This is a genomic window from Acidiferrimicrobium sp. IK (assembly GCF_025499425.1).
Taxonomy (GTDB): Bacteria; Actinomycetota; Acidimicrobiia; order Acidimicrobiales; family Palsa-688; genus Acidiferrimicrobium.
Window position 1 is genome coordinate 61,816 of the sequence record NZ_JAIMCB010000007.1, and the last position, 19,235, is coordinate 81,050.

Annotated in this window: 13 protein-coding genes; 7 read left to right on the top strand and 6 right to left on the bottom strand. The window is 73.6% G+C overall.

Annotated elements, in window-relative coordinates:
• The first annotated feature begins 1 nt into the window (after position 1).
• Entirely contained in the window at positions 2 to 2,221 is a 2,220-nt protein-coding gene (locus K6U06_RS12910; protein ID WP_262322352.1) for an NADP-dependent isocitrate dehydrogenase, read from the top strand.
• 214 nt (positions 2,222 to 2,435) lie between these two features.
• Complete coding sequence (locus tag K6U06_RS12915; protein ID WP_262322353.1) at positions 2,436 to 3,815, top strand: PhoH family protein; 1,380 nt, start codon at positions 2,436 to 2,438, stop codon at positions 3,813 to 3,815.
• 10 nt (positions 3,816 to 3,825) lie between these two features.
• Here the strand turns inward: K6U06_RS12915 and K6U06_RS12920 are convergent, their stop codons facing one another.
• The 4 genes from K6U06_RS12920 to K6U06_RS12935 all read right to left on the bottom strand — a co-directional run bounded on the left by K6U06_RS12920 (position 3,826) and on the right by K6U06_RS12935 (position 7,924).
• Complete coding sequence (locus tag K6U06_RS12920; RefSeq protein WP_262322354.1) at positions 3,826 to 5,235, bottom strand: aminotransferase class V-fold PLP-dependent enzyme; 1,410 nt, start codon at positions 5,233 to 5,235, stop codon at positions 3,826 to 3,828.
• A 21-nt stretch (positions 5,236 to 5,256) separates the two neighbouring features.
• Positions 5,257 to 6,465 (bottom strand): NAD(P)/FAD-dependent oxidoreductase, encoded by a 1,209-nt coding sequence (locus K6U06_RS12925; protein WP_262322355.1) that lies wholly within the window; start codon positions 6,463 to 6,465, stop codon positions 5,257 to 5,259.
• A gap of 137 nt (positions 6,466 to 6,602) precedes the next feature.
• Positions 6,603 to 6,872, bottom strand: coding sequence for a metal-sensitive transcriptional regulator (locus K6U06_RS12930; protein WP_262322356.1), 270 nt, complete (start codon positions 6,870 to 6,872; stop codon positions 6,603 to 6,605).
• A gap of 41 nt (positions 6,873 to 6,913) precedes the next feature.
• A complete protein-coding gene (locus tag K6U06_RS12935; RefSeq protein WP_262322357.1) occupies positions 6,914 to 7,924 on the bottom strand; it encodes a YeiH family protein in 1,011 nt (336 codons plus the stop codon).
• A gap of 158 nt (positions 7,925 to 8,082) precedes the next feature.
• On the opposite strand from K6U06_RS12935, the gene K6U06_RS12940 reads away from it, so the two are divergent.
• Complete coding sequence (locus tag K6U06_RS12940) at positions 8,083 to 9,024, top strand: LysR family transcriptional regulator (protein WP_262322358.1); 942 nt, start codon at positions 8,083 to 8,085, stop codon at positions 9,022 to 9,024.
• Positions 9,025 to 9,036: 12 nt separating this feature from the next.
• Here the strand turns inward: K6U06_RS12940 and K6U06_RS12945 are convergent, their stop codons facing one another.
• On the bottom strand, positions 9,037 to 11,499 hold the full coding sequence (locus K6U06_RS12945) for a hypothetical protein (protein ID WP_262322359.1): 2,463 nt from the start codon (positions 11,497 to 11,499) through the stop codon (positions 9,037 to 9,039).
• A gap of 101 nt (positions 11,500 to 11,600) precedes the next feature.
• On the opposite strand from K6U06_RS12945, the gene K6U06_RS12950 reads away from it, so the two are divergent.
• From K6U06_RS12950 to K6U06_RS12965, 4 genes are read left to right on the top strand one after another with little or no spacing between them, the layout of a single operon-like run.
• Positions 11,601 to 14,006, top strand: coding sequence for a protein kinase domain-containing protein (locus K6U06_RS12950; RefSeq protein ID WP_262322360.1), 2,406 nt, complete (start codon positions 11,601 to 11,603; stop codon positions 14,004 to 14,006).
• Complete coding sequence (locus tag K6U06_RS12955) at positions 14,003 to 14,998, top strand: AAA family ATPase (protein WP_262322361.1); 996 nt, start codon at positions 14,003 to 14,005, stop codon at positions 14,996 to 14,998. Before K6U06_RS12950 ends, K6U06_RS12955 begins: the two co-directional genes overlap by 4 nt.
• Complete coding sequence (locus tag K6U06_RS12960; RefSeq protein ID WP_262322362.1) at positions 14,998 to 16,185, top strand: DUF58 domain-containing protein; 1,188 nt, start codon at positions 14,998 to 15,000, stop codon at positions 16,183 to 16,185. Before K6U06_RS12955 ends, K6U06_RS12960 begins: the two co-directional genes overlap by 1 nt.
• Positions 16,182 to 18,521, top strand: coding sequence for a DUF3488 domain-containing protein (locus K6U06_RS12965; protein WP_262322363.1), 2,340 nt, complete (start codon positions 16,182 to 16,184; stop codon positions 18,519 to 18,521). The genes K6U06_RS12960 and K6U06_RS12965 overlap by 4 nt, the downstream gene beginning before the upstream one ends.
• Here K6U06_RS12965 and K6U06_RS12970 read toward each other — a convergent pair.
• Positions 18,446 to 19,231 (bottom strand): trans-aconitate 2-methyltransferase, encoded by a 786-nt coding sequence (locus K6U06_RS12970; RefSeq protein ID WP_262322364.1) that lies wholly within the window; start codon positions 19,229 to 19,231, stop codon positions 18,446 to 18,448. The genes K6U06_RS12965 and K6U06_RS12970 overlap by 76 nt on opposite strands.
• Between the last annotated feature and the right edge of the window lie 4 nt (positions 19,232 to 19,235).

Sequence of the window (19,235 nt, forward strand, 5' to 3'; positions counted from 1 at the left end):
TATGGACGACTCGAGCATCATCTACACGCACACCGACGAGGCTCCGGCCCTGGCGACCTACTCGTTGCTTCCTATCGTGCGGGCTTACGCCGCCACCGCAGGAGTGACCGTCGAGACCCGCGACATCTCGCTCGCCGGGCGGATCCTGGCGTCCTTCGCCGACCGGCTCGCACCCGATCAGCGCGTCGACGACGCCCTGGCCGAGCTGGGCCAGCTGGTGGAGCGCCCGGAAGCCAACATCATCAAGCTGCCCAACATCTCGGCGTCCATCCCGCAGCTGAAGGCCGCGATCGCAGAGCTCCAAGGGCAGGGTTTCGCGGTCCCGGACTTCCCGGAGGCGCCGGCCACCGACGAAGAGCGCGACTCGCGCCAGCGCTACGCCAAGGTGCTGGGCAGCGCGGTCAACCCGGTGCTGCGCCAGGGCAACTCGGACCGGCGGGCGCCGGCGTCGGTCAAGCAGTACGCCCGCAACCACCCCCACCACATGGGGGCGTGGTCACCTGACTCGAAGACCAACGTCGCGCACATGCACGCCGACGACTTCCACGCCACCGAGCAGTCCGCGGTCATCGCCGAGCCCGGGTCGCTGCGCATCGAGCTGGCCACCGCGGACGGCGACACGGTCGTCCTTCGAGAGTCGGTCCCGGTCCTCGCCGGTGAGGTCGTCGACAGCGCGGTGATGCGCGTCGCGGCGCTCGAGGAGTTCTTCGCCGAGCAGCGGGCCCGGGCCAAGGCCGAAGGGGTGCTGTTCTCGGTCCACCTCAAAGCCACGATGATGAAGATCTCCGACCCGGTCATCTTCGGTCACGCGGTGCGGGCGTTCTTCCCCGACACCTTCGCTCGCTACGGCGACGCGCTGGCCGCGGCCGGGCTCAACCCCAACGACGGGCTCGGCGCCTTGTACAAGGGCCTCGAGTCGCTGCCCGACGGCGCAGAGATCAAAGCCGCGTTCGACGCCGAGCTGGCCGACGGACCCCGCCTGGCCATGGTCGACTCCGATCGCGGCATCACCAACCTGCACGTACCGAGCGACGTGATCGTCGACGCGTCGATGCCGGCGATGATCCGCAACTCCGGCCACATGTGGGGTCCCGACGGGGAGGAGGCCGACACCCTGGCGGTGATCCCCGACGGCGACTACGCCGGCGTCTACCAGGTGGTGATCGACGACTGCCGGGCCCACGGCGCCTACGACCCCGCCACCATGGGGTCGGTCTCCAACGTCGGTCTGATGGCCCAGGCCGCCGAGGAGTACGGCAGCCACGACAAGACCTTCGAGGTCCCCGCCGCCGGCACCGTGCGGGTGGTGGACACCTCCGGCGCGGTGGTCCTCGAGGAGTCCGTCGAGGCTGGCGACATCTTCCGCATGTGCCAGACCAAGGACATCCCGATCCGCGATTGGGTCAAGCTGGCCGTCAACCGGGCCCGAGCCACCGGCGATCCGGCGGTGTTCTGGCTCGACGAGGCACGCCCCCACGACGCCAGGCTGATCGAGAAGATCAACGCCTACCTGCCCGAGCACGACACCGACGGGCTCCAGATCGAGATCATGACCCCCGAGGCCGCCACCGCCTTCTCCTTGGAGCGCATCCGCCGCGGGGAGAACACCATCTCGGTCACCGGCAACGTGTTGCGGGACTACCTCACCGATCTGTTCCCGATCATGGAACTCGGTACCAGTGCCAAGATGCTCTCGATCGTTCCGCTCATCGCCGGCGGCGGCCTGTTCGAGACCGGAGCCGGCGGGTCGGCCCCCAAGCACGTGCAGCAGCTGATCAAGCAGAACTATCTGCGCTGGGACAGCCTCGGCGAGTTCCTCGCCCTCGCGGTGAGCTTCGAGTATCTCGCGCAGCGCACCGGTAACAAGCGGGCGCAGATCCTCGCTGACACCCTCGACCGGGCCACGGCGACGTTCCTCAACGAGAACCGGTCACCGAGCCGCAAGGTCGGCGGCATCGACAACCGCGGCAGCCACTTCTACCTGGCGTTGTACTGGGCCGAGGAGCTGGCCCGCCAGACCGAGGACGCCCCGCTGGCCGCCTCCTTCAGCCAGCTGGCCCGCTCCCTCGCCGAGAACGAGACCGCGATCACCGACCAGCTGCTCGCGGTGCAGGGCGCCCCGGCGGACATCGGCGGCTACTACCACCCGGACCAGGCGAAGACCGAGGCGGTCATGCGCCCCTCTGAGATCTTCAACAAGGCCATCGCCACCCTCGGCTGACCCCAGGGAGTCCGCCTTTCGGGTTCAGCGGCCCATCCACCGCCCGGGCCCGGTCGGCTCCTACGCTCAGGGCGTTGTCGGCGTCCCCTCAACACCCCGAGCGACAGGGCGGCACTCGAGCGCTCGGCGACAGGCACGTCCCCGCGTCTTTCAGTCCATCTCCCGGCCGCCTCGGTCGGGAGATGGTGGCGCGCCCGCGAACAAGGAGTGACCCATGACCCTCGTCACCACCGACCAGCACGACCCCCGGACCGGCGCACCATCTGAGGCGACCACCCGGGAGGTGAGGGTCCTCGACACCTCCGCGCTGATCGCCGAGCCCGACGTCCTGTTCGCGTTCCCCGGCTGCGACGTGGTTATCCCCCTGACCGTCGTCGAGGAGCTCGACGGCTTGAAGACCCGCCGCGACGACAACGTCGGGGCCATGGCCCGCCGGGTGCTACGCAAGCTGGAGCAGGTCCGCGACGGCGGACCGCTCCACGAGCCCATCGCCCTCCGCCACGGCGGGACGCTGCGCGTCGAGCTCAACCACGCCCGCTTCGACAAGCTCCTCGAGTCCGGCCTCGACTCGTCCAAGCCGGACAACCGGATCCTGGCCTCCGCCCTCGGTCAGGCCGACCGGGCGAAGACCACCGTCGTGAGCGCCGACACCGCGATGCGGGTCAAGGCGTCGGCGTTGGGCCTGGAGGCCGTCGAGCACGCCGCGGCCCGCCAGCTCGACGACTCGGAGGTCGGCTGGCGGCGGGTGCCGGTGGACCGGGCCCTCATCGACCAGCTGTACCTCGACCGGGTCATCCCCGACGAGGGCATCCTCGACGCGGCGGTGACCGACCAGGAGGTCAACCAGGGGCTGCTGCTAAGCGCCGGCATGCAGTCCGCGCTCGGTCGGCGCTGCGAGGGCGGGCTGCTGCTGCTGCGCAAGGACCAGTCCGCCTGGGGGCTGCTGCCGAAAAACGCCGAGCAGCGCTTCGCTCTCGACTTGCTCATGGACCCCGAGGTCGGGGTGGTCGCCCTCGACGGGCCGTCGGGCTGCGGCAAGACGATCCTGGCCGTGGCCGCCGGGCTCGAGCAGGCCGTCGAGCCCGGCGACCAGCAGCACTACAGCCGGGTGAGCGTCTACCGGCCGACCATCACCGTCGGCCGCCAAGACGTCGGGTTCCTTCCCGGGACCCTCGACGAGAAGCTGGCGCCGTGGATGGAGCCGATCATGGACGCCCTCGCCGCGCTCTCTGAGCGCAAGTCGAAAGGGGCGGCCAAGCAGATGGTCGAGCAGCTGCGCGGCACCGGGCAGCTGACCTTCGAGTCGATCGGCTACCTGCGGGGCCGGTCGATCGGCGGGACCTACATGATCGTGGACGAGGCCCAAAACCTGGAGCCGGCCACCCTCAAAGCGATGCTGACCCGGGTCGCTGAGGGGACCAAGATCGTCTTCACCGGCGACACTTCCCAGATCGACAACGCGTTCACCTCGGCCGACTCCAACGCGTTGACCGTCTTGCTCCAGGCGTTCCACGGCCAAGCCTGCTTCGGTCACGTCCGCCTGACCTCCTGCGTCCGCTCCGAGATCTCCGAGCTGGCCACCCGGCTGCTTTGATCCCAGGCCGTCAGCCGGTGACGCACACCGAGCCGGCGCCGTCGGTCCCGCCCCGTCCCGGCTCCTCGCCCGCCGGGCGGAAGTCGCCGGTGCGGGGGTCTTGGACGTAGTCGACGGGGGCCGGGGCGCCGCCTGCGATGGCGGCCACCGCGGCGAGCAGCCGGTCGATGTCGGCGGGGGAGGTGTTGATCCCCGCGCTGGCCCGTACCGCGCCCGGGATCGCCCGGCGGTCGCCGGCGAGCACCGCGTCGCGGTAGCGGCTGATCTCGTCGGGGCTCAACCCGAGGAGGCGCATCAGATACGGGTGGGCACAAAAGCAGCCGTGGCGGACCGCGATGGCGTGCTCCGCGCTGAGGCGGGCCGCGACCAGCGCGTGGGGCAACCCGTCGACGGTGAACGCGGCGAGCGGCAGGGTCGGGGTGGCCGGACCGGGGCCGAGCAGGCGCACCCCGGGTATGCCCCGCAGGCCGTCGCGCATCTGGCGGGCCAGGTCGGCGTCGTGAGCCCGGATCCGGTCCCAGCCCAGACCGGTCAACTGGTCGATGGCCGCGTGCAGGGCCACCGCGCCGATCACGTTGGGGCTGCCCGCCTCCTCCCGCTCCGGTGGCGCGGTCCACGCCACTTCGTCCAGGTCCACCAAGTCGACCGCGCCCCCGCCGGCGAGGAACGGGTCCCCGTCCTCGAACGCGCCCCGGGGGCCGATCAAGATCCCCGCGCCGAACGGCGCGTACATCTTGTGGCCGCTCCACGCCACGAAGTCCGCGCCCGGCGGCAGCGGCCCGTGGGCCGCCATCTGGGCCCCGTCGACGAAGACCTTCACGCCTCGATCGTGCGCGGCGTCGATCACCGCGTCGAGCGGGGGGGACCATCCGGTGACGTTCGACGCCGCGGTGATGGCTAGCAGCGCCGGGCGGGGCCCGTCGTCGAGGACCCGGGTGACGTCCTCGACGCTGAAGGTCCCGTCTTCTGCCGCCTCGACGTAGCGGCGCCGGCACAGCCGGGCCCACGGCAGGAGGTTGGCGTGGTGCTCGGCGACGGTGGTCACCACGGTGTCGGCGGGGTCCAGCCGCAGCCGGTAGGCCAGGTGGTTGACCGCCTCGGTGGTGTTGCGCAGGATGATCGCCACGTCGTCGCGATCGTCGCCCCTCCCGGCGAAGGCCATGGCCGCGGCGCGGGCGTCCTCGTAGGCCTGGGTGGCCAGCTGGGACTTGAAGCCGGCGCCGCGGTGCACCGACGAATACCACGGGACGAACTCCGCGACCCTCGACGCCACAGCCGGGAGGGCGCCGGTCGACGCCGCCGCGTCGAGGTTGGTGTAGCGCCGCTCGATCCCGTCGACGCAAGGGACGGCGAGGTCGTCGCCTACGAGCTGGGCCAGCCCGGCGGCGTGGGGGTCTGCGGTCAGCGGGGCGGAGGTCACGAGCCAGTCTGCCGTAATCGCTCAGGGAAGGTTCACGTAGCCGTTGCGGGCCTTCCAGAGGAAGTACTTCTCGAAGGCCAGCTTCATCAGGTGGGCCTGGGGGCCGGGGATCAACACGCCGTGCTTGCGCGGCGGGAGCATCTTGTCGGCCAGGATGATCACCCCGTTGTTGCCGGCGTCCATCACGCACACCGCCTGCATGTCGGCGAAGTCCTTGTGCTGGCCGGGGGCCTCACCGCGGATCTGGGCCGCGATGTTCCTGGCCGCGACGTGCGCCATGGCCTCGGTCGGGAAGCCGGTCTTCGGGATGCCGACCGGGTTGGCGGTCTGCCACGGCACGGTGACCGCGGCGGCGATGCCCACCGCGTAGACGTTGTCGTAGGCCTCGGTCTGGTAGGTGTCGCGGACGCGGACGTAGCCCTTCTCGTCGGCGATCTCGGGGGCCCGTCGGACGACGTCTTGGCCGAGGAACGGCGGGATCATCATGGCGTAGGAAAACTCGTGCTTGGTGCCGTCCGCGAGCACCAAGCGACCCTCGTCGACGTGGTCGACCGCGGTGTCGACGACCGCGGTGATGTGCTCCTTTTTGAGGAACATGCCGAGGAGGCCCTCGCCGTGGGGGAGGCCGCCGATGCCCAAGTGGCCGAGCTCGGGTTCGGGCGAGACGTAGGTGAGCGTCACCCGCTTCTTCAGACCGGCCTTGCGGAGCTGGTGGGAGACGTTGAAGAGGTATTCGTAGGCGGCACCGAAGCAGGAGGCGCCCTGAGTCGCCCCCACGATCACGTCGCCGGGGTCCTTCAAGAACCGCTTCCACCCCTCGCCGGCGTGGATGGCGTCCTCGAGGGAGGTGATGGTGTAGGCGTTGCCGTCGGGGCCGAGCCCGGGGACGACGTCGAAGTTGTTGCGGTAACCCGTCGCGATGACCAGGTAGTCGTAGGTGTAGCGACCGGCGGTGGTCTCGACGGCTTGGGCGGCGAGGTCGAGGCGGGTGGCCTCGGCGTGCACGAAGTTGATGCCGTGGGCGTCGAAGGTCGGCTCGAGGGGGAAGGTCACGTCGTCGGGGGACCGCTTGCCGAAGGGCAACCAGATGAGCGACGGGTTGAACACGAACCGGTCCGACGCGGACACGACGGTGACATCGACGTCGCCGTGCAGCTCATGGTTGACGGCCAGGGCGGCGGTGAGTCCACCGAAGTTGCCGCCTAGGACCAGGACCTTCTTGCTCGGCATAGCGCCACCTCCCTCGTGGGCCGCCAGCGTGGCCGGCGGCTGCTCATGCTCCGAGGATCCGGCTGCGGGCCCCCCGCCCGTTAGGGCCGAAGGTCCTTTTCGAACCTCCGGACGGCATACCCGTGCGGGTATGGCGGTCAGGCCAGGTTCATGAACATCTTCTCGACGACCGGGAGGGGATAGCCGTCGGCCGCGGCCTCCTCCGGGTTGGAGATGCAGTAGGTCAGGCCGGCGGCCACCAGCTTGAAGCCGGCCCGGTCGACCGCCTTGGACACCGCGGTCATCTGGGTGACGACGTCGCTGCACTCCCGGCCCTCGGCGAGCATGCGCTCGATGCCCTGCACCTGGCCGGCGATGCGCCGGAGGCGCTTGCGGACGTCGTCTACTACGTCTTCGGGGAGTTCCATACCCCCGAGGGTAGGGGATCGCAGTGGATCGCCGGGCCCGGTCACAGCTGCCCGCTGGCCAGCTGTAGGGCCAGGCTGGTCACGCCGACGGTGAACCAGAGGACCGCGCCGAGGATCATCGGCCTGGCCCCCGCGGCGCGGATGGCCCGCGGCCGGGTCGACAGCCCGATGGCCGCCAGCGCTGCGGTGATCATCCAGGTGGCCAGGTCGCCCAGCCCCCGGTGGGAGGAGGCTGGCACCGCCCCGGCGCTGTTCAGGGTCACCGCGGCGACGAACCCGAGGATGAAAAGCGGGAACACCCGCCGCAGGCTTCGCCCCGCCCTGGCCGGGCGGGGGCCCGGCTCCGACCGGGCCGCGCCGGCCGGGCGGCGGTGACGCCACGCGGCCAACCCCAGGCAGATGGGGATGATGGCCAGGGTGCGGGTCAGCTTGACCACCACGCCGTAGGACAGGGCTCCGTGCCCGTAGACGGTCGTGGCGGCGACCACCGACGACATGTCGTTGACCGCGGTGCCGGCCCACAACCCGAACGCGTGCTGGGACAGCCCGAGCGCGTGGCCGAGCGAGGGGTAGGCCAGCACCGCCACGACGTTGAACGTGAAGATCGTCGCGATGGCGTAGCTGACGTCGGCTTCCTCGGCGTCGATCACCGAGTCGGCCGCGGCGATCGCCGACGCCCCGCAGATCGCCGTCCCGACGCCGATGAGCAGGTTGAGATCCCCGCGCAGCCGCAGCAGCCGTCCGGCCACCGCCGCCGCGGCCAGGGCCAGCACCAGGGTCCCGGCCAGCACGGGAAGCGAGCTGCGCCCGCTGCGCAGCACCTCCCGGGCCGACAGGTTGAGGCCGAGGATCACGATGGACCCTTGGAGGACCCGCTTGCTGGTGAAGCCCAGCCCCGGTCCCAGCGGACCCGGCAGCGGCCGCCAGGCAGCTATGGCGATCCCGGCGACTATGGCGATCAGGGGGGCGCCCAGCGCCGGGACGAAGCCTCCCAGGAAGGTGGCGACCGCCGCGACGGCCGCCGCGAGGCCGGCGCCGGGCAGTAGCCGCACCGCCTGGCTTCCGACGGGGGACCGGCGTCGCGGGCTCGGCGTGCCGGGCTGCGCTCGGTGTTGAGATACCGGTTGCGGGATGGGCATCACCGTCACTTTGGTGCCGATCGGGCTTCGCGCCTACCGGCATATCCCCTCGACGGTCATAAGCTTCGCTTATGCCTCTGGCGGAGCCGATCCCCGACCTGGCCGCACTGGACCTTCTCGTCACGGTGGGCGAGCTCGGGTCGATCAACGCCGCCGCCGAGGCCCACGGCATCACCCAGCCTGCCGCCAGCATGCGCCTGCGCGCCCTCGAGCGGGCTCTGGGCCTGCAGTTGCTCGAACGGGCCAGGACCGGATCCCGCCTGACCCCCGCCGGTCAGGCCGCGGTGGAGTGGGCCGCGGTGATCCTCGACGGGATGCGGGCCCTGCAGGCCGGCACCGCGGCCCTACGCCGAGACGCCCGCTCCCATCTCCGGCTCGGTGCCAGCCTGACGGTGGCGGAGTACCTGGTGCCGGGCTGGCTGCGCCAGCTGCGAAGCGCGCTGCCGGAGGTCGGGGTGTCGCTGGAGATGGGCAACTCTTCCCATGTCATCGATCTGGTGTCTGGCGGTGACATCGAGCTGGGGTTCATCGAGGGTCCGGCCGTTCCCCGCCGGCTGCGTTCGTGCGATCTCGGGTCCGACGCCTTGGTGGTGGTCGTCGGCGCCGGGCACCCGTGGGCCCGCCGCCGCCGGCCGCTCGGCGCGGCGGAACTGGCTGCCACGCCGCTGGTGCTGCGCGAGCAGGGCTCGGGCACCCGCGACATCCTCGCCGCGGAGCTGGCCGCCCACGGCCTCGAGGTCACCGCCCTCATGGAGCTGGCCAGCACGACGGCCATCAAAGGAGCGACGGTGGCCGGCGCCGCGCCGGCGGTGCTGTCCGCGCTGGCCGTCGAGGCCGAGGTCCGCTCCGGGGAGCTGGTCGTCGTGCCCTGCCCGGAGCTGCGCTTCGAGCGGACCATCCGGGCGGTGTGGGCCGGGGGCCGTCGACCGGGCCCGGCGGCCGCCCGGCTGCTGGACATCGCCGAAAGCGCCGCTTGGCCGCGGGCCGATAGGGGACCGTCGGCCGGCCCTTAGGGGCTCGGGCCGCTACGGATGCTGGGGTTGGTACCACACCGGGTTGGGGGTGTTGCTGTTGGGGGTGTTCGGCGTCCAGACGTAGTCGGCGGGCACCGACGGGTCGTTCAGGTAGTTGGCGTACACCGGGACGGTGCCGGCTACCTGGGAGGGGAACACGCACGCCATCGCCCCCTTGGCCGTCCAACCCTTGGCGGCGAAGCCGCGTCTGGTCGTGAAGTAGAAGTGGTCCCGGTTGCCCGAGTTCGTTCCGGTCGCCAGGTACTCGAACTCGTAGAGGGGCACGGTCCCCGCCTTCGGGCAGGCCCCGCCCTGCAGCTGGTAGGCGTCGGCCCCGGCGCCGGTCGGGTGGGTCCACTCGCTGCTGAGACCCGACGGCCACGACGACGCGTCGAAGGTCAAGAAGAACACGTTGGTGCCGATGTGGTTCTGCTCGTAGAGCGGCGCCGCGCACACCGGGTCGTAGTCGAGGGTCAGCGCGCTGCCGGGCGGCACGGTGGTGCCGGCCGCCGGCGACTGCTGGTACACGTCGGGGCAGTTCACCGCCGCGGTGGGGGTGGGGGCGACCACCGCGTTGACCGTGAGGCCGGTCGCCGCGCAGTTCTGGTAGGGGGCGCCGACACAGTCGGGTACCACCACCGGCGCCGGCGGCGGGGTCGGCGTGTAGTAGTGGGCGACGATCGGCGTGCCGGGGGCGACCAGGGTCCCGGGGCTGTCGGGGGTCACCTTGGTCACCACGTCGGGCTGGGTTCCCGCCGGCGCCGCCCCGTCGGAGGTCGAGGTGCACACGAACCCGTAGTCGGTGTTGGCGGCCGCGCAGTAGGCGCTCGGGCTGGCGCCGGCAGGGATCGCCGGGACCGCCACCTCGTCGACCGAGAGGGTGATCTTGGTGCCAGGCGGGACCTTGCCGCCCGGGGTGGCGGTGACGACGTCGTCGGCCTGGCCCGAGGGTGCCGCGGTGGCTACCAGCTGCTCGCTGCAGGCCAGCCTGTCCGCCTGCAGCTCCGCGCACGCGGCCTGCTCTTTCTGGCCGACCAGGTCGGTCGGCACCGTGACCTCCGCCGGCCCGGGGGGCTGGGTCGTGGTCGTCGTGGGCCTCGTGGTGGTGGTGGTCGGCGCGACGGTCGTGGCCGCCGGGACGACCGGCGGAGCAACGATCGGGGCGGTCGGCGCCGGCCCGGCAGGAGGCGCCTGCGGGGCGGGGACGGCGAGCGCGCTGGTCGCGGCGGGGAGTGATCCGGGCTGCGAGCCGATCACCGGCTGCGGGCTGACCGGCGGCTGCGGGGAGGCGGTCGGTTGCGGGGCGGGGATCGGGGCCTTGGAGGCCGGCTTGGCGTTGGGATCGGTGACCCCGTCGCCGGTGCTCTTGTCGATGGTCCTCACGCTGCCGTCGGCGCCGACCAGCTTGCCGTCCCTCGACGTGGGATTGTCGATCCAGACCGCGCCGTCTTTGACCACCACCTCGATCGAAGACGACCCGGGGGCGCCGGCGGGGACGTCGATGGCCGGCTCGGGCGTGCGCGACGCCGAGTCGAACACCAGCACCTGGCCTCGGGTGTCGTCGGGCACGTACACCCGCCCGGCGTTTATGACCGGCGGCCCGAACCCGTCGCCGGCGGGCAGCTGCGCGGACTGCACCCCGCCGTCGGGCAGGTTGACCTCGACTAGGGCGTCGCCTTGCACCAGCCACACCGGCCCCGCCGGTTGGCTGGACGCCAGCTCCAGCGGGCTGGCGGCCGGCCCGGGCAACCGCACCGGCACCGGCTTCGGCCCGGCCAGGTTGTAGAGGACCCCGGCGGTCGGGTCTACCGCGACGGGGCTGGAGCCGACGACCGACATGTCGACGGGCTCGGGGTGGGCGGTGACCTGGACCGTGTGGACCGAGGAACCCGCGACGGTGGTGACCTCGCCGTTGGTGGCGCCGATGTAGGCGGTGCCGTCACCGGCGATGGCCTGGCTGGCCACCGGCGCCGGGAGGGTGACGGGCCGTCCTGGAGCCAGGCTCTGGGGGTCTACCGGCGTCAGCGTCCGGTGCTTGCCGTCGACGACGAAGACGTGCGCGCCGCGGGCCAGCACCGCGGTGCCTTCGGGCCCCGGCTCCGGAGTCATGGTGCTCATGTCGATCCGGTACACCTTCCCGGTCCGCGGATCGTCGGTGTAGAGCTGCCCGTCGGGGGTCTGCACGACCTGGAGCGGGTCGGTGGCCCTAGCCGCGACCGACGTCGGCGACGCGCTGGCGACCGCCTCGTAGCGAGCCGACGGGCCGTTGATCTCCGCGACGGTGACACCCTTGCGCAACCAGGCGCTGCTGTCGTTGGAGAGCAGCCTGGTCGAGGTGTAGCCGGTGGCGAACGTCACCGCCAAAACCGCGGCCACCACCACGCCGGCCAGCCCGACCCGGCCGTAGCCGCGGGTGGAGAGCCGAGCGGTGACAGGCACGCGGCGGGGTTGGCCGTCGGGGGAGATCCCAGCCATGGGGCAAAGGGTACGCGCTGGAACCGGAACGTGCCTGTAAGCCTCGCTTCGGACGTTTCCGGTACCACTACCATGCGCGGCGTGCATGGCGGCGCTCGCTGATGGAGGCGGACCCCGGGAGATGGGGGGACGCCGAGGAGGTCGACCTGGGCGCGGTCCTCCGCGACGCCGGGATGACCACCGGGCGGGTCGCGGGGAGGGGTCCTCGGGGGGTCACCGTCCGGGCCCGGCGGGTCGACGGCGTGGAAGTGGCGGTGAAGATCGGCCGGCCGATACCAGCCGAACGGGCCCGGCGTCGCTACATCGACGACTTGGCGCTGCTGCGGCGTCTGGTTCCCGGTGCGCACGTCAACCCGATCCTGGGCGGGGGCGTGGGACCCGGCGGGCATCCGTGGCAGGCCACCCGATGGGCCGCCGGCGGGTCGCTGGCCGAGCAGGTGGGGCGCGGTGCGCTGCCCGCCCGAGACGTAGCGTCGGCGCTTCTCGGGGCGGCCAGGGCGCTGTCCGACCTGCACGCTCAGGGCGTCTTGCACGCCAACCTGCGCCCAGGGAACCTGCTGCGAAGCGAGCAGGGAGTGATCGTCGAGGGCATGGCCGTGGCCGGACTTCAGGGCATCGACGCCCGGCCCGGAGAGGTGGAGAAAGGGGCCGGCGACCGCGAAGCGGCCCTCGCCCACCTCCCGCCGGAAGTGCTCGAGGGGCGCCCGTGGTCGGCGGCGGGGGATATCTGGGCGCTCGGCTCGTGCCTGCACACCCTGCTCGCCGGCCGCGCCCCGTGGGCCCGAGAGGCCGGCGAGGGGCGCGAGGCGCTGTTGCTGGCGATGGCCACCGGACGGTCGCCGGGGGCGGTGCCCGCCGGTGCGCCGAGGTGGCTGAGCGCGCTGATCGAGGAGTGCCTGGCGGCCGAGGAGACCGCCCGCCCTTCAGCCGACGCCGCGGTCCGCGTCGCGGAGGCCGAGGCCGAGGACGGCAGGGACCGCGTCGCGCCGGCCCCCGACGCCGCGCCGGGCCGGCCGATCGGCAGCAGCTACCTGCTGGTCGAGCCGGTGGGATCGGGCGGCGGAGGCACGGTGTGGCGAGGCCGGCGGCGGGCCGACGCCACCCCGGTGGCGGTGAAGGTGCTGCGCGCCGAGCTGGCCGAGGACCCCGTCGCGGTCACCCGCTTCCTTCGGGAGCGCACCGCGCTGGTCGGGGTGGAGCACCAAAACGTGGTCCCGGTAATCGACCTGGTGGCGGAGGGGACGACGCTGGCCATCGTCATGGAGATGGTCGAAGGCGAGGACGTCCGCCGCTTGCTGCGCCGCGCCGGTCCCCCTGACCCGCAGGCCGGCTGCCGGCTGCTGGCCGAGGTCGCGACCGGGCTGGCCGCGGTCCACGCGGCCGGGATCGTGCATCGCGACCTCAAGCCCGAGAACGTGCTCATCGACCGCAGCGGCCCGTCCCCCCGGGCCCGCGTCACCGACTTCGGGATCGCCCGCGCCGCTGCCGGGCCGACGATCACCCGGACCGACCAGCTCATCGGCACCGCCGAATACCTGGCCCCCGAGCTGGTCGCCGGGCAGCCGGTCACCAGCGCGTCTGACATCTACGGGCTCGGGGTGATGGCCTACGAGGTCCTGTCGGGACGCCGACCGTTCGCCGCCGAGCACCCCGCCGCGCTCCTCCGGGCCCACCTGGAGGAGGACCCGCCGCCGCTGGAAGGCCTGCCGCGGGGTCTGTGGGAGCTGCTTCAGGCGGCGATGAGCAAGGACCCCGCGGCCCGGCCGACGGCCGCGGACCTCGCCGCCGACTTCGCCGGGTGGGCGCCCCGCTTGGCGGGGGTGGCCAGCCCGTCGCCGGCGGTCCCGGCCGCCCAGCCTCCCGGAGCTGACCCGGGGCCGACGTCGACGCCCGCCGGGCGCTTGAGCGCGCCGCGTCCGTCGGCGCCGTCGGCCGCCCCGGCCGGGTCCGCCGAAGCGCTCGGGTCGTCGTCTCCCCTCGGGTCCGCGGCGCCGGTCCCCTCTGCGGCGGTGCCCTCCGCGGCGGTCCCCGCGGCGCCCACCGCGGAGTGGTCGTCGTGGCGGCGGGTCGAACCCGACGAGCCCGGCGACCCCGAGACGCCGCCGCCTCGCCGGCGCTCCACGCGGGCTTTGCTCGCCGTGGCCGCGGCCGTCGCCGCGGTGGTCGGTGGCGGGTCTGGGTTGTGGGTGGCGCTCCACCGCTCTACGCCGCCGCCTCCCACCGTCCTCGCCGCGGACGTCACCGCCTCGGTGGTGAGTACCGCCGCCGGCACGGTCACCGTCACTTGGCACGACGTGTCCTCCCGGCCTGGGTTCGCCGGCGACTACCTGCTGTTGCAGGACGGGACCGCGTCCCCGGCTCAGCCGCCGCCGAGCGCGACCAGTTACACGATCACCGGTGTGGCCGCCGGCAACCACTGCTTCAGGATGGCGGCGACGTTCCAGCGGACCCTGCCAGCCGGCCTTCCCCGACCCGGCCCGAGCAAGGAATGCGTGACCGTCCGATGAGCAGCCAATCCCCGCCCGACAACGGGCCCGCCCCCATCTCCGACTCCCATGCTGCTTGGTTCGCCGAACGGCATCAGGCGCTGTTGACCAACCTGGAACGGGCCATCAAGGGCAAGAACGAGGTCCTGCGCCTGGCGTTGTGCTGCCTGTTCGCCGAGGGCCACCTGCTGATCGAGGACGTGCCCGGGGTCGGCAAGACCTCCATCGCCAAGGCCGTAGCCGCGTCGATCGACTCGAGCTGGCGGCGCATCCAGTTCACCCCCGACCTGCTGCCCTCCGACATCACCGGCGTGTCCATATGGGACCAGCACAACGAGCGTTTCGAGTTCCACAAGGGCCCGGTGTTCGCCAACCTGGTGCTCGGCGACGAGATCAACCGGGCGTCACCGAAGACCCAGTCCGCGCTGCTCGAGGTCATGGAGGAACGCCAGGTCACCGTCGACGCGGTCAGCTACCCGGTGCCCCAGCCGTTCCTCGTGCTGGCCACCCAGAACCCCATCGACCTCGACGGCACCTACCGGCTGCCGGAGGCCCAGCTCGACCGGTTCCTCATGCGCATCAGCGTCGGGTACCCAGACGCCGAGTCCGAAGCGGCCATCCTCGACCAGCGGGCGGTCGGCGGCCGGGCGCCGGCCCTGGCGCCGGTCCTCGACGCAGCCCAGGTGATGGGCATGATCCGCATCGTGGCCAGGGTCCACGTGGACCCCGAAGTGTCCCGCTACGTGGTCGCGCTGGCCCGCGCCACCCGGGCCGTGCCCGAGGTCCGCCTCGGGCTCAGCCCCCGTGGCGCCCTGGCCGTGCTGCGAGCGGCCCAGTCCCGGGCGGTGGCCGATGGCCGCACCTACGTCGTACCCCAGGACGTGAAGGCGGTCACCCACGCGGTCGCCGGCCACCGGCTGGTCCTCACCCCCGAGGCCGAGGTCCAGGGCCGGCGGGTCGACGACCTGCTCGACGGTGTGCTGGCCTCCGTCTCGGTGCCTGCGCCGGCCTGATGGTTGCTGCGCCCGCCCCGGCGGCCGGCCGCCGGCTCGGCCGCCTGCCGCTGACCGCCGCCGGGTGGGCGGTGCTCGGCGGCGGCGTCGCCTGCTACCTAGTCGCGGTGGTCTCCGGTTTCACCCAGCTCGCAGTGGTGGCGGCGGGGTGCCTGGTGGCCCTCGTCGCGGCCGGGGGGTTCGTGTCGTGGAGACCGAACGTGGCGCTGCGGCGCACCTTCCAGCCGTCCGCGGTCACCGTCGGGCAGCCCGCGGTCGCTCTCCTGTCGGTCGCCAACCGCTCCCGCTGGCCGTCGCCGGCCATCACCGTCGTCGACCGCCTGGCCCGGGCCGACATGCGCCTGGCGGTGCACTCGGTCGCCGCCGGGGCCACCGCCTTGGTCCGCTACCAGCTGCCGACCGACCGGCGGGCCCGCCTCGTCCTCGGCCCGCTGCGGGTGGTGCGCAGCGACCCCCTGGGGCTGCTCCGGGCCCGCCAGGACCACGGCGGCCACGACCTGCTCTGGGTCCGGCCCCGCACGTGGCCGCTCTCGCCTCTTCCGGCCAGCGTGGTCGTCGACCTCGAAGGGCCGGTCTCGCAGACCGCCCCGACCGGGTCGGTGACGTTCGCGTCGCTGCGGGAGTACGTGCCCGGCGACGATCGGCGCCTGATCCACTGGAGGTCCTCGGCGCGCCTGGGCACCCTGGTCGTTCGTCACCACGTCGACACCAACGAGCCCCGAGCCACGGTGGTGCTCGACAACCGGAGCGGTCGCTGGACCGATGACACCTTCGAGGCCGGCGTGGAGGTCGCCGCGTCGGTCGCGCACGCGTTGACCGGCAACGGGCACCGGGTGGAGCTGCGCACCGTCCGGGAAGAGCCGGGGTGGGCGCTGCGGGTAGGGGCGACGACGGTCGCCGACCGCCTGGCGGCCGTCGAGCCCGTCGCCGCGGAGGACGTCTCGGCGCTGCTCGAAGCGGTCGGGGCGGGGGCTGACGGCGGCGCGTTGGTGGTGGTCACCGGCCGGGCGGAGCCCAGGGTCGACGCCCGGTTGGCCGCCGAGCAGCACCGGTATTCGCCGGTGGTGATCTGCCGGGTCGATCCGGGCGCCCAGGCCGCGTGGCGGCAGCGCTCAGGGGTCCTCGTAGTCCACGGCCCGGACGCGTCCGCGCTGGCCGACGCGTGGAACCGGATGGCTCACCGATGACCCCCCGCGGCGGTCCCCAACAGGTCCTCGACGTCGTCGCGGCCGGTGCCGTCGTGGCGGTGGTGATCCCCTCGCTGCGCCCGCTGTTCGCCGGGGCCGGCACCTGGTGGTTGCTCGTCGCCGTGGCCGTCCCGGTCCTCGTGGCCTGCGTGTCAGTGCTCGCGGCGCCCCGGACCGCTCCGTCGCCGCCGGCCGCGGGGCGCCGCGCCGGCCGGTTGGGCGCAGCGTCGGGCCCCTGGTCGCGGCTGCTCGTCGACGGGACGGCTCTGTCCGTGGCGCTCGTCGCCGTACCGGCCGACGCCGAGGGCCGCTCCGCTCTCGGCGGCCTGCGGGCCGGAGCCGCCCACCTGCTCACCTCGGCACTGCCCCTTCCCGCCGGCGGTCCCGAGCTCGGGGTGGTGATGGTCGCCGCGGCGGTGGCGGCCGGCGTCGCCGCCGAGGCGGCTGTGCGGACCCGCTCGGCGCTGGCGCCGGTCGCCGCGCCGGTCGTCCTTTACGGCGCCGCGTTGGCGGTCGGTGCAGGAGGCCTGCCCGCCCCCACCTGGGACGCCGCCGCGCTGTTGGCGGCCGCCGCGGTGACGGTCGTGGTCCGCCGGCTGGCGCCGCTGGAGCGACCCGCCGGCGGGCCCAGCTCCGGGCCGCGCGTCGCCGGCGGCGCCCCCGCGAGGAGAGTCCCGTGGGCGCAGGTCGGAGCCGGCGCGGCCACCGCAGCGGCGGTCGGCGTGCTGGCGCTTCCCCTCGGGGGGCGCCTGCCGGGCGCCGAGTCCTCGCAGCGCTACGACCTGCGGGCTGCGCTGCGCCCCGCGGGGGCCACGCCCCCCGGCGTCAACCCGCTGGTCAGCTACGCCGCGGTCTACGACGGGCCGGTGCAGCCGGAGCTGTCGGTGCGGACCTCGGGTGCCGACCCCACCAGCGTCTACTGGCGCCTCGACGTGCTGGACCACTACACCGGCACCGGGTGGGTCTCCACCGCGACCCTGCTGCGGGGAGGAACGACCCTCCCTCCGGGACCCCGGCTGCAGGTGCCGACCACCACGGTCGTCGCCGACGTCCACCTAGACGGTCCGGCCACCTACCTGCCGGCCCCCGACCGGCCGGTCCAGGTGTCGGTGCCGGGCCTCGACGTCGCCGCCAGCGACGGCGTGTTGGCGGTCGCGCCCGGCGCCCGCCAGCCCCGCAGCTACCGGGTCCGGGCCGAGGTCCCCGATCCGGGCGCTCAGGCGCTCCTCTCGGCGTCACCGGCCGGTGGGACCGACCCCGGCAGCCCGCCGTTGCCCTACGCCATCCAGTCGGTGGCGGCGTCCGTCGTCGCCCGAGTGTCGCCGGCCCCGTTCGCGCGTCTCACCGCGATCAGCTCGTTTTTGACCGGCCCGGCGTTCGTGCGCCACCCGCCGGGCGGCTCGCCGATCGGCTCGGGCGCCTACCAGGCCATCCAGCTCCTCCACGACCACGACGGCAGCGCCGAGCAGTACGCGGCCGCGTTCGCCCTCCTCGCGAGGGCCGTCGGCTTCGACACCCGCCTAGCGGTCGGCTACCTGGGCGGCCGCCCGGGGCCGGTCGCGGCGGAGGCCACCTTCACCAGCCGCGACCTCGCCGTGTGGCCCGAGGTGAACCTGCGGGGCATCGGATGGCTGCCGTGGCCGACGGTGCCCGCCACCGGCGCATCGGCGTCGCGGAGCGCCGCGTCGTCGCAGCAGTCGTCGGTCAGCCAGGCGATCGCCGAGCAGCGCACGCTGGACAGCGCCGGGCCGCCGCCGCCGGCCGAGGCCCCGCCTCGAGCCGCCCCCGCCCGCAGCGGCCGCGGCGAGGCGACCGGGTGGTTGGGGTGGCTGCTGGTGGCCGTCGCGGTGGCGGCCGCCGCCCCGAGCGCGCTGGTGGCCGCAAAGGCGGTCCGCCGCTACCGCCAACGCCGGGCCGGTGACGCCAGGGCGCAGGTCAGCGGGGCTTGGGAATGCGTCATGGACCGCCTGGCGGAGCGCGGCGTGGAGGTGCCCCCGTCGTTAAGCGCCCCGGCGGTCGCGGTCAACGCGGTGGGCCACCTCGGGCCGGCCCTGGCCGGCCCGATCGAGGCGCTGGCCGCTTTGGTCGACGCGGCCCGCTACAACCGGCGGGTGCCGGTCGACACGGCGGCGGCGCTCGCCGCCTGGGAGTACGCGACGCAGCTGCAGCGGGCCCTGCGCCGCGGGGTCCCCGCCCGCCGCCGGGCCCGCGGCGCGCTGTCCCTGGCCCCGTGGAGCAGGACCCGCCGGCGGGGGTGGGCTCAGGCCGCCGGGGTGGCCACCACGAAGATCCGCCGGAACGGCAGGAGGGTCTCGCCGGTCGGCTCCGGCGGGTAGGCGGCTCGCAGGTCGGCGGCGTACGCGTCGCTGAACGCGGCGGCGTCGCCGGCGTCGAGGACGCTCAGGTAGGGCCGCAGCGCCGTGCCGCGCACCCAGTCGAGGACCGGGTCGGCGCCGTGGAGGGCGTGGAGGTAGGTGGTCTCCCAGGCGTCGACCTGCGCGCCGAGGGCCCGCAGCTCACGGTGGTAGCGCCGCGGGTCTGAGATGTGCACCCGGCGCCCGACCTCCCCGAGCCGGTCCCGCCAACCCGGGGAGGTAGCCAGGTCCCGCAGGAGGGTGTGGCTAGGAGCGTCGAAGTTGGCTGGGACCTGGAACGCCAGCGTCCCGCCGGGCCGGAGCGCGGCCAGCCACGCTTCGAAGCGGGCCACGTGTCCCGGCACCCACTGGAGGGTGGCGTTGGAGACGATCACGTCGAGGCTGGCCGGCGCCGGGGTCCATTCGCCGGCGTCGGCCAGCGCGAACTGCAAGCGGCCCGGTATGCGCAGCGCCGACGCCCGCTCGATCATCTCCGGGGAGCTGTCCAGCCCGGTGATGGTCGCTTCCGGCCACCGCTGCGCCAGCCCCGCGGTCGCGGTCCCCGGGCCGCACCCGAGGTCCACGACGTCGCGGGGAGCTCCGGTGGTGATCCGGGCGACCAGCTCCCAAAACGGCCGTTCTCGCTCGCCGGCGTAGCGCAGATATTGGGCGGGGTCCCAACGGGTGCTCATCGGG

Excerpts from the sequence above, each read along its gene's own strand:
- K6U06_RS12940 (WP_262322358.1), top strand. The coding sequence starts at position 8,083 with ATGCCTCTGGCGGAGCCGATCCCCGACCTGGCCGCACTGGACCTTCTC.
- K6U06_RS12970 (WP_262322364.1), bottom strand. The coding sequence starts at position 19,231 with ATGAGCACCCGTTGGGACCCCGCCCAATATCTGCGCTACGCCGGCGAG.
- K6U06_RS12965 (WP_262322363.1), top strand. The coding sequence starts at position 16,182 with ATGACCCCCCGCGGCGGTCCCCAACAGGTCCTCGACGTCGTCGCGGCC.
- K6U06_RS12925 (WP_262322355.1), bottom strand. The coding sequence starts at position 6,465 with ATGCCGAGCAAGAAGGTCCTGGTCCTAGGCGGCAACTTCGGTGGACTC.
- K6U06_RS12950 (WP_262322360.1), top strand. The coding sequence starts at position 11,601 with ATGGAGGCGGACCCCGGGAGATGGGGGGACGCCGAGGAGGTCGACCTG.
- K6U06_RS12955 (WP_262322361.1), top strand. The coding sequence starts at position 14,003 with ATGAGCAGCCAATCCCCGCCCGACAACGGGCCCGCCCCCATCTCCGAC.
- K6U06_RS12960 (WP_262322362.1), top strand. The coding sequence starts at position 14,998 with ATGGTTGCTGCGCCCGCCCCGGCGGCCGGCCGCCGGCTCGGCCGCCTG.
- K6U06_RS12930 (WP_262322356.1), bottom strand. The coding sequence starts at position 6,872 with ATGGAACTCCCCGAAGACGTAGTAGACGACGTCCGCAAGCGCCTCCGG.
- K6U06_RS12945 (WP_262322359.1), bottom strand. The coding sequence starts at position 11,499 with ATGGCTGGGATCTCCCCCGACGGCCAACCCCGCCGCGTGCCTGTCACC.
- K6U06_RS12910 (WP_262322352.1), top strand. The coding sequence starts at position 2 with ATGGACGACTCGAGCATCATCTACACGCACACCGACGAGGCTCCGGCC.
- K6U06_RS12915 (WP_262322353.1), top strand. The coding sequence starts at position 2,436 with ATGACCCTCGTCACCACCGACCAGCACGACCCCCGGACCGGCGCACCA.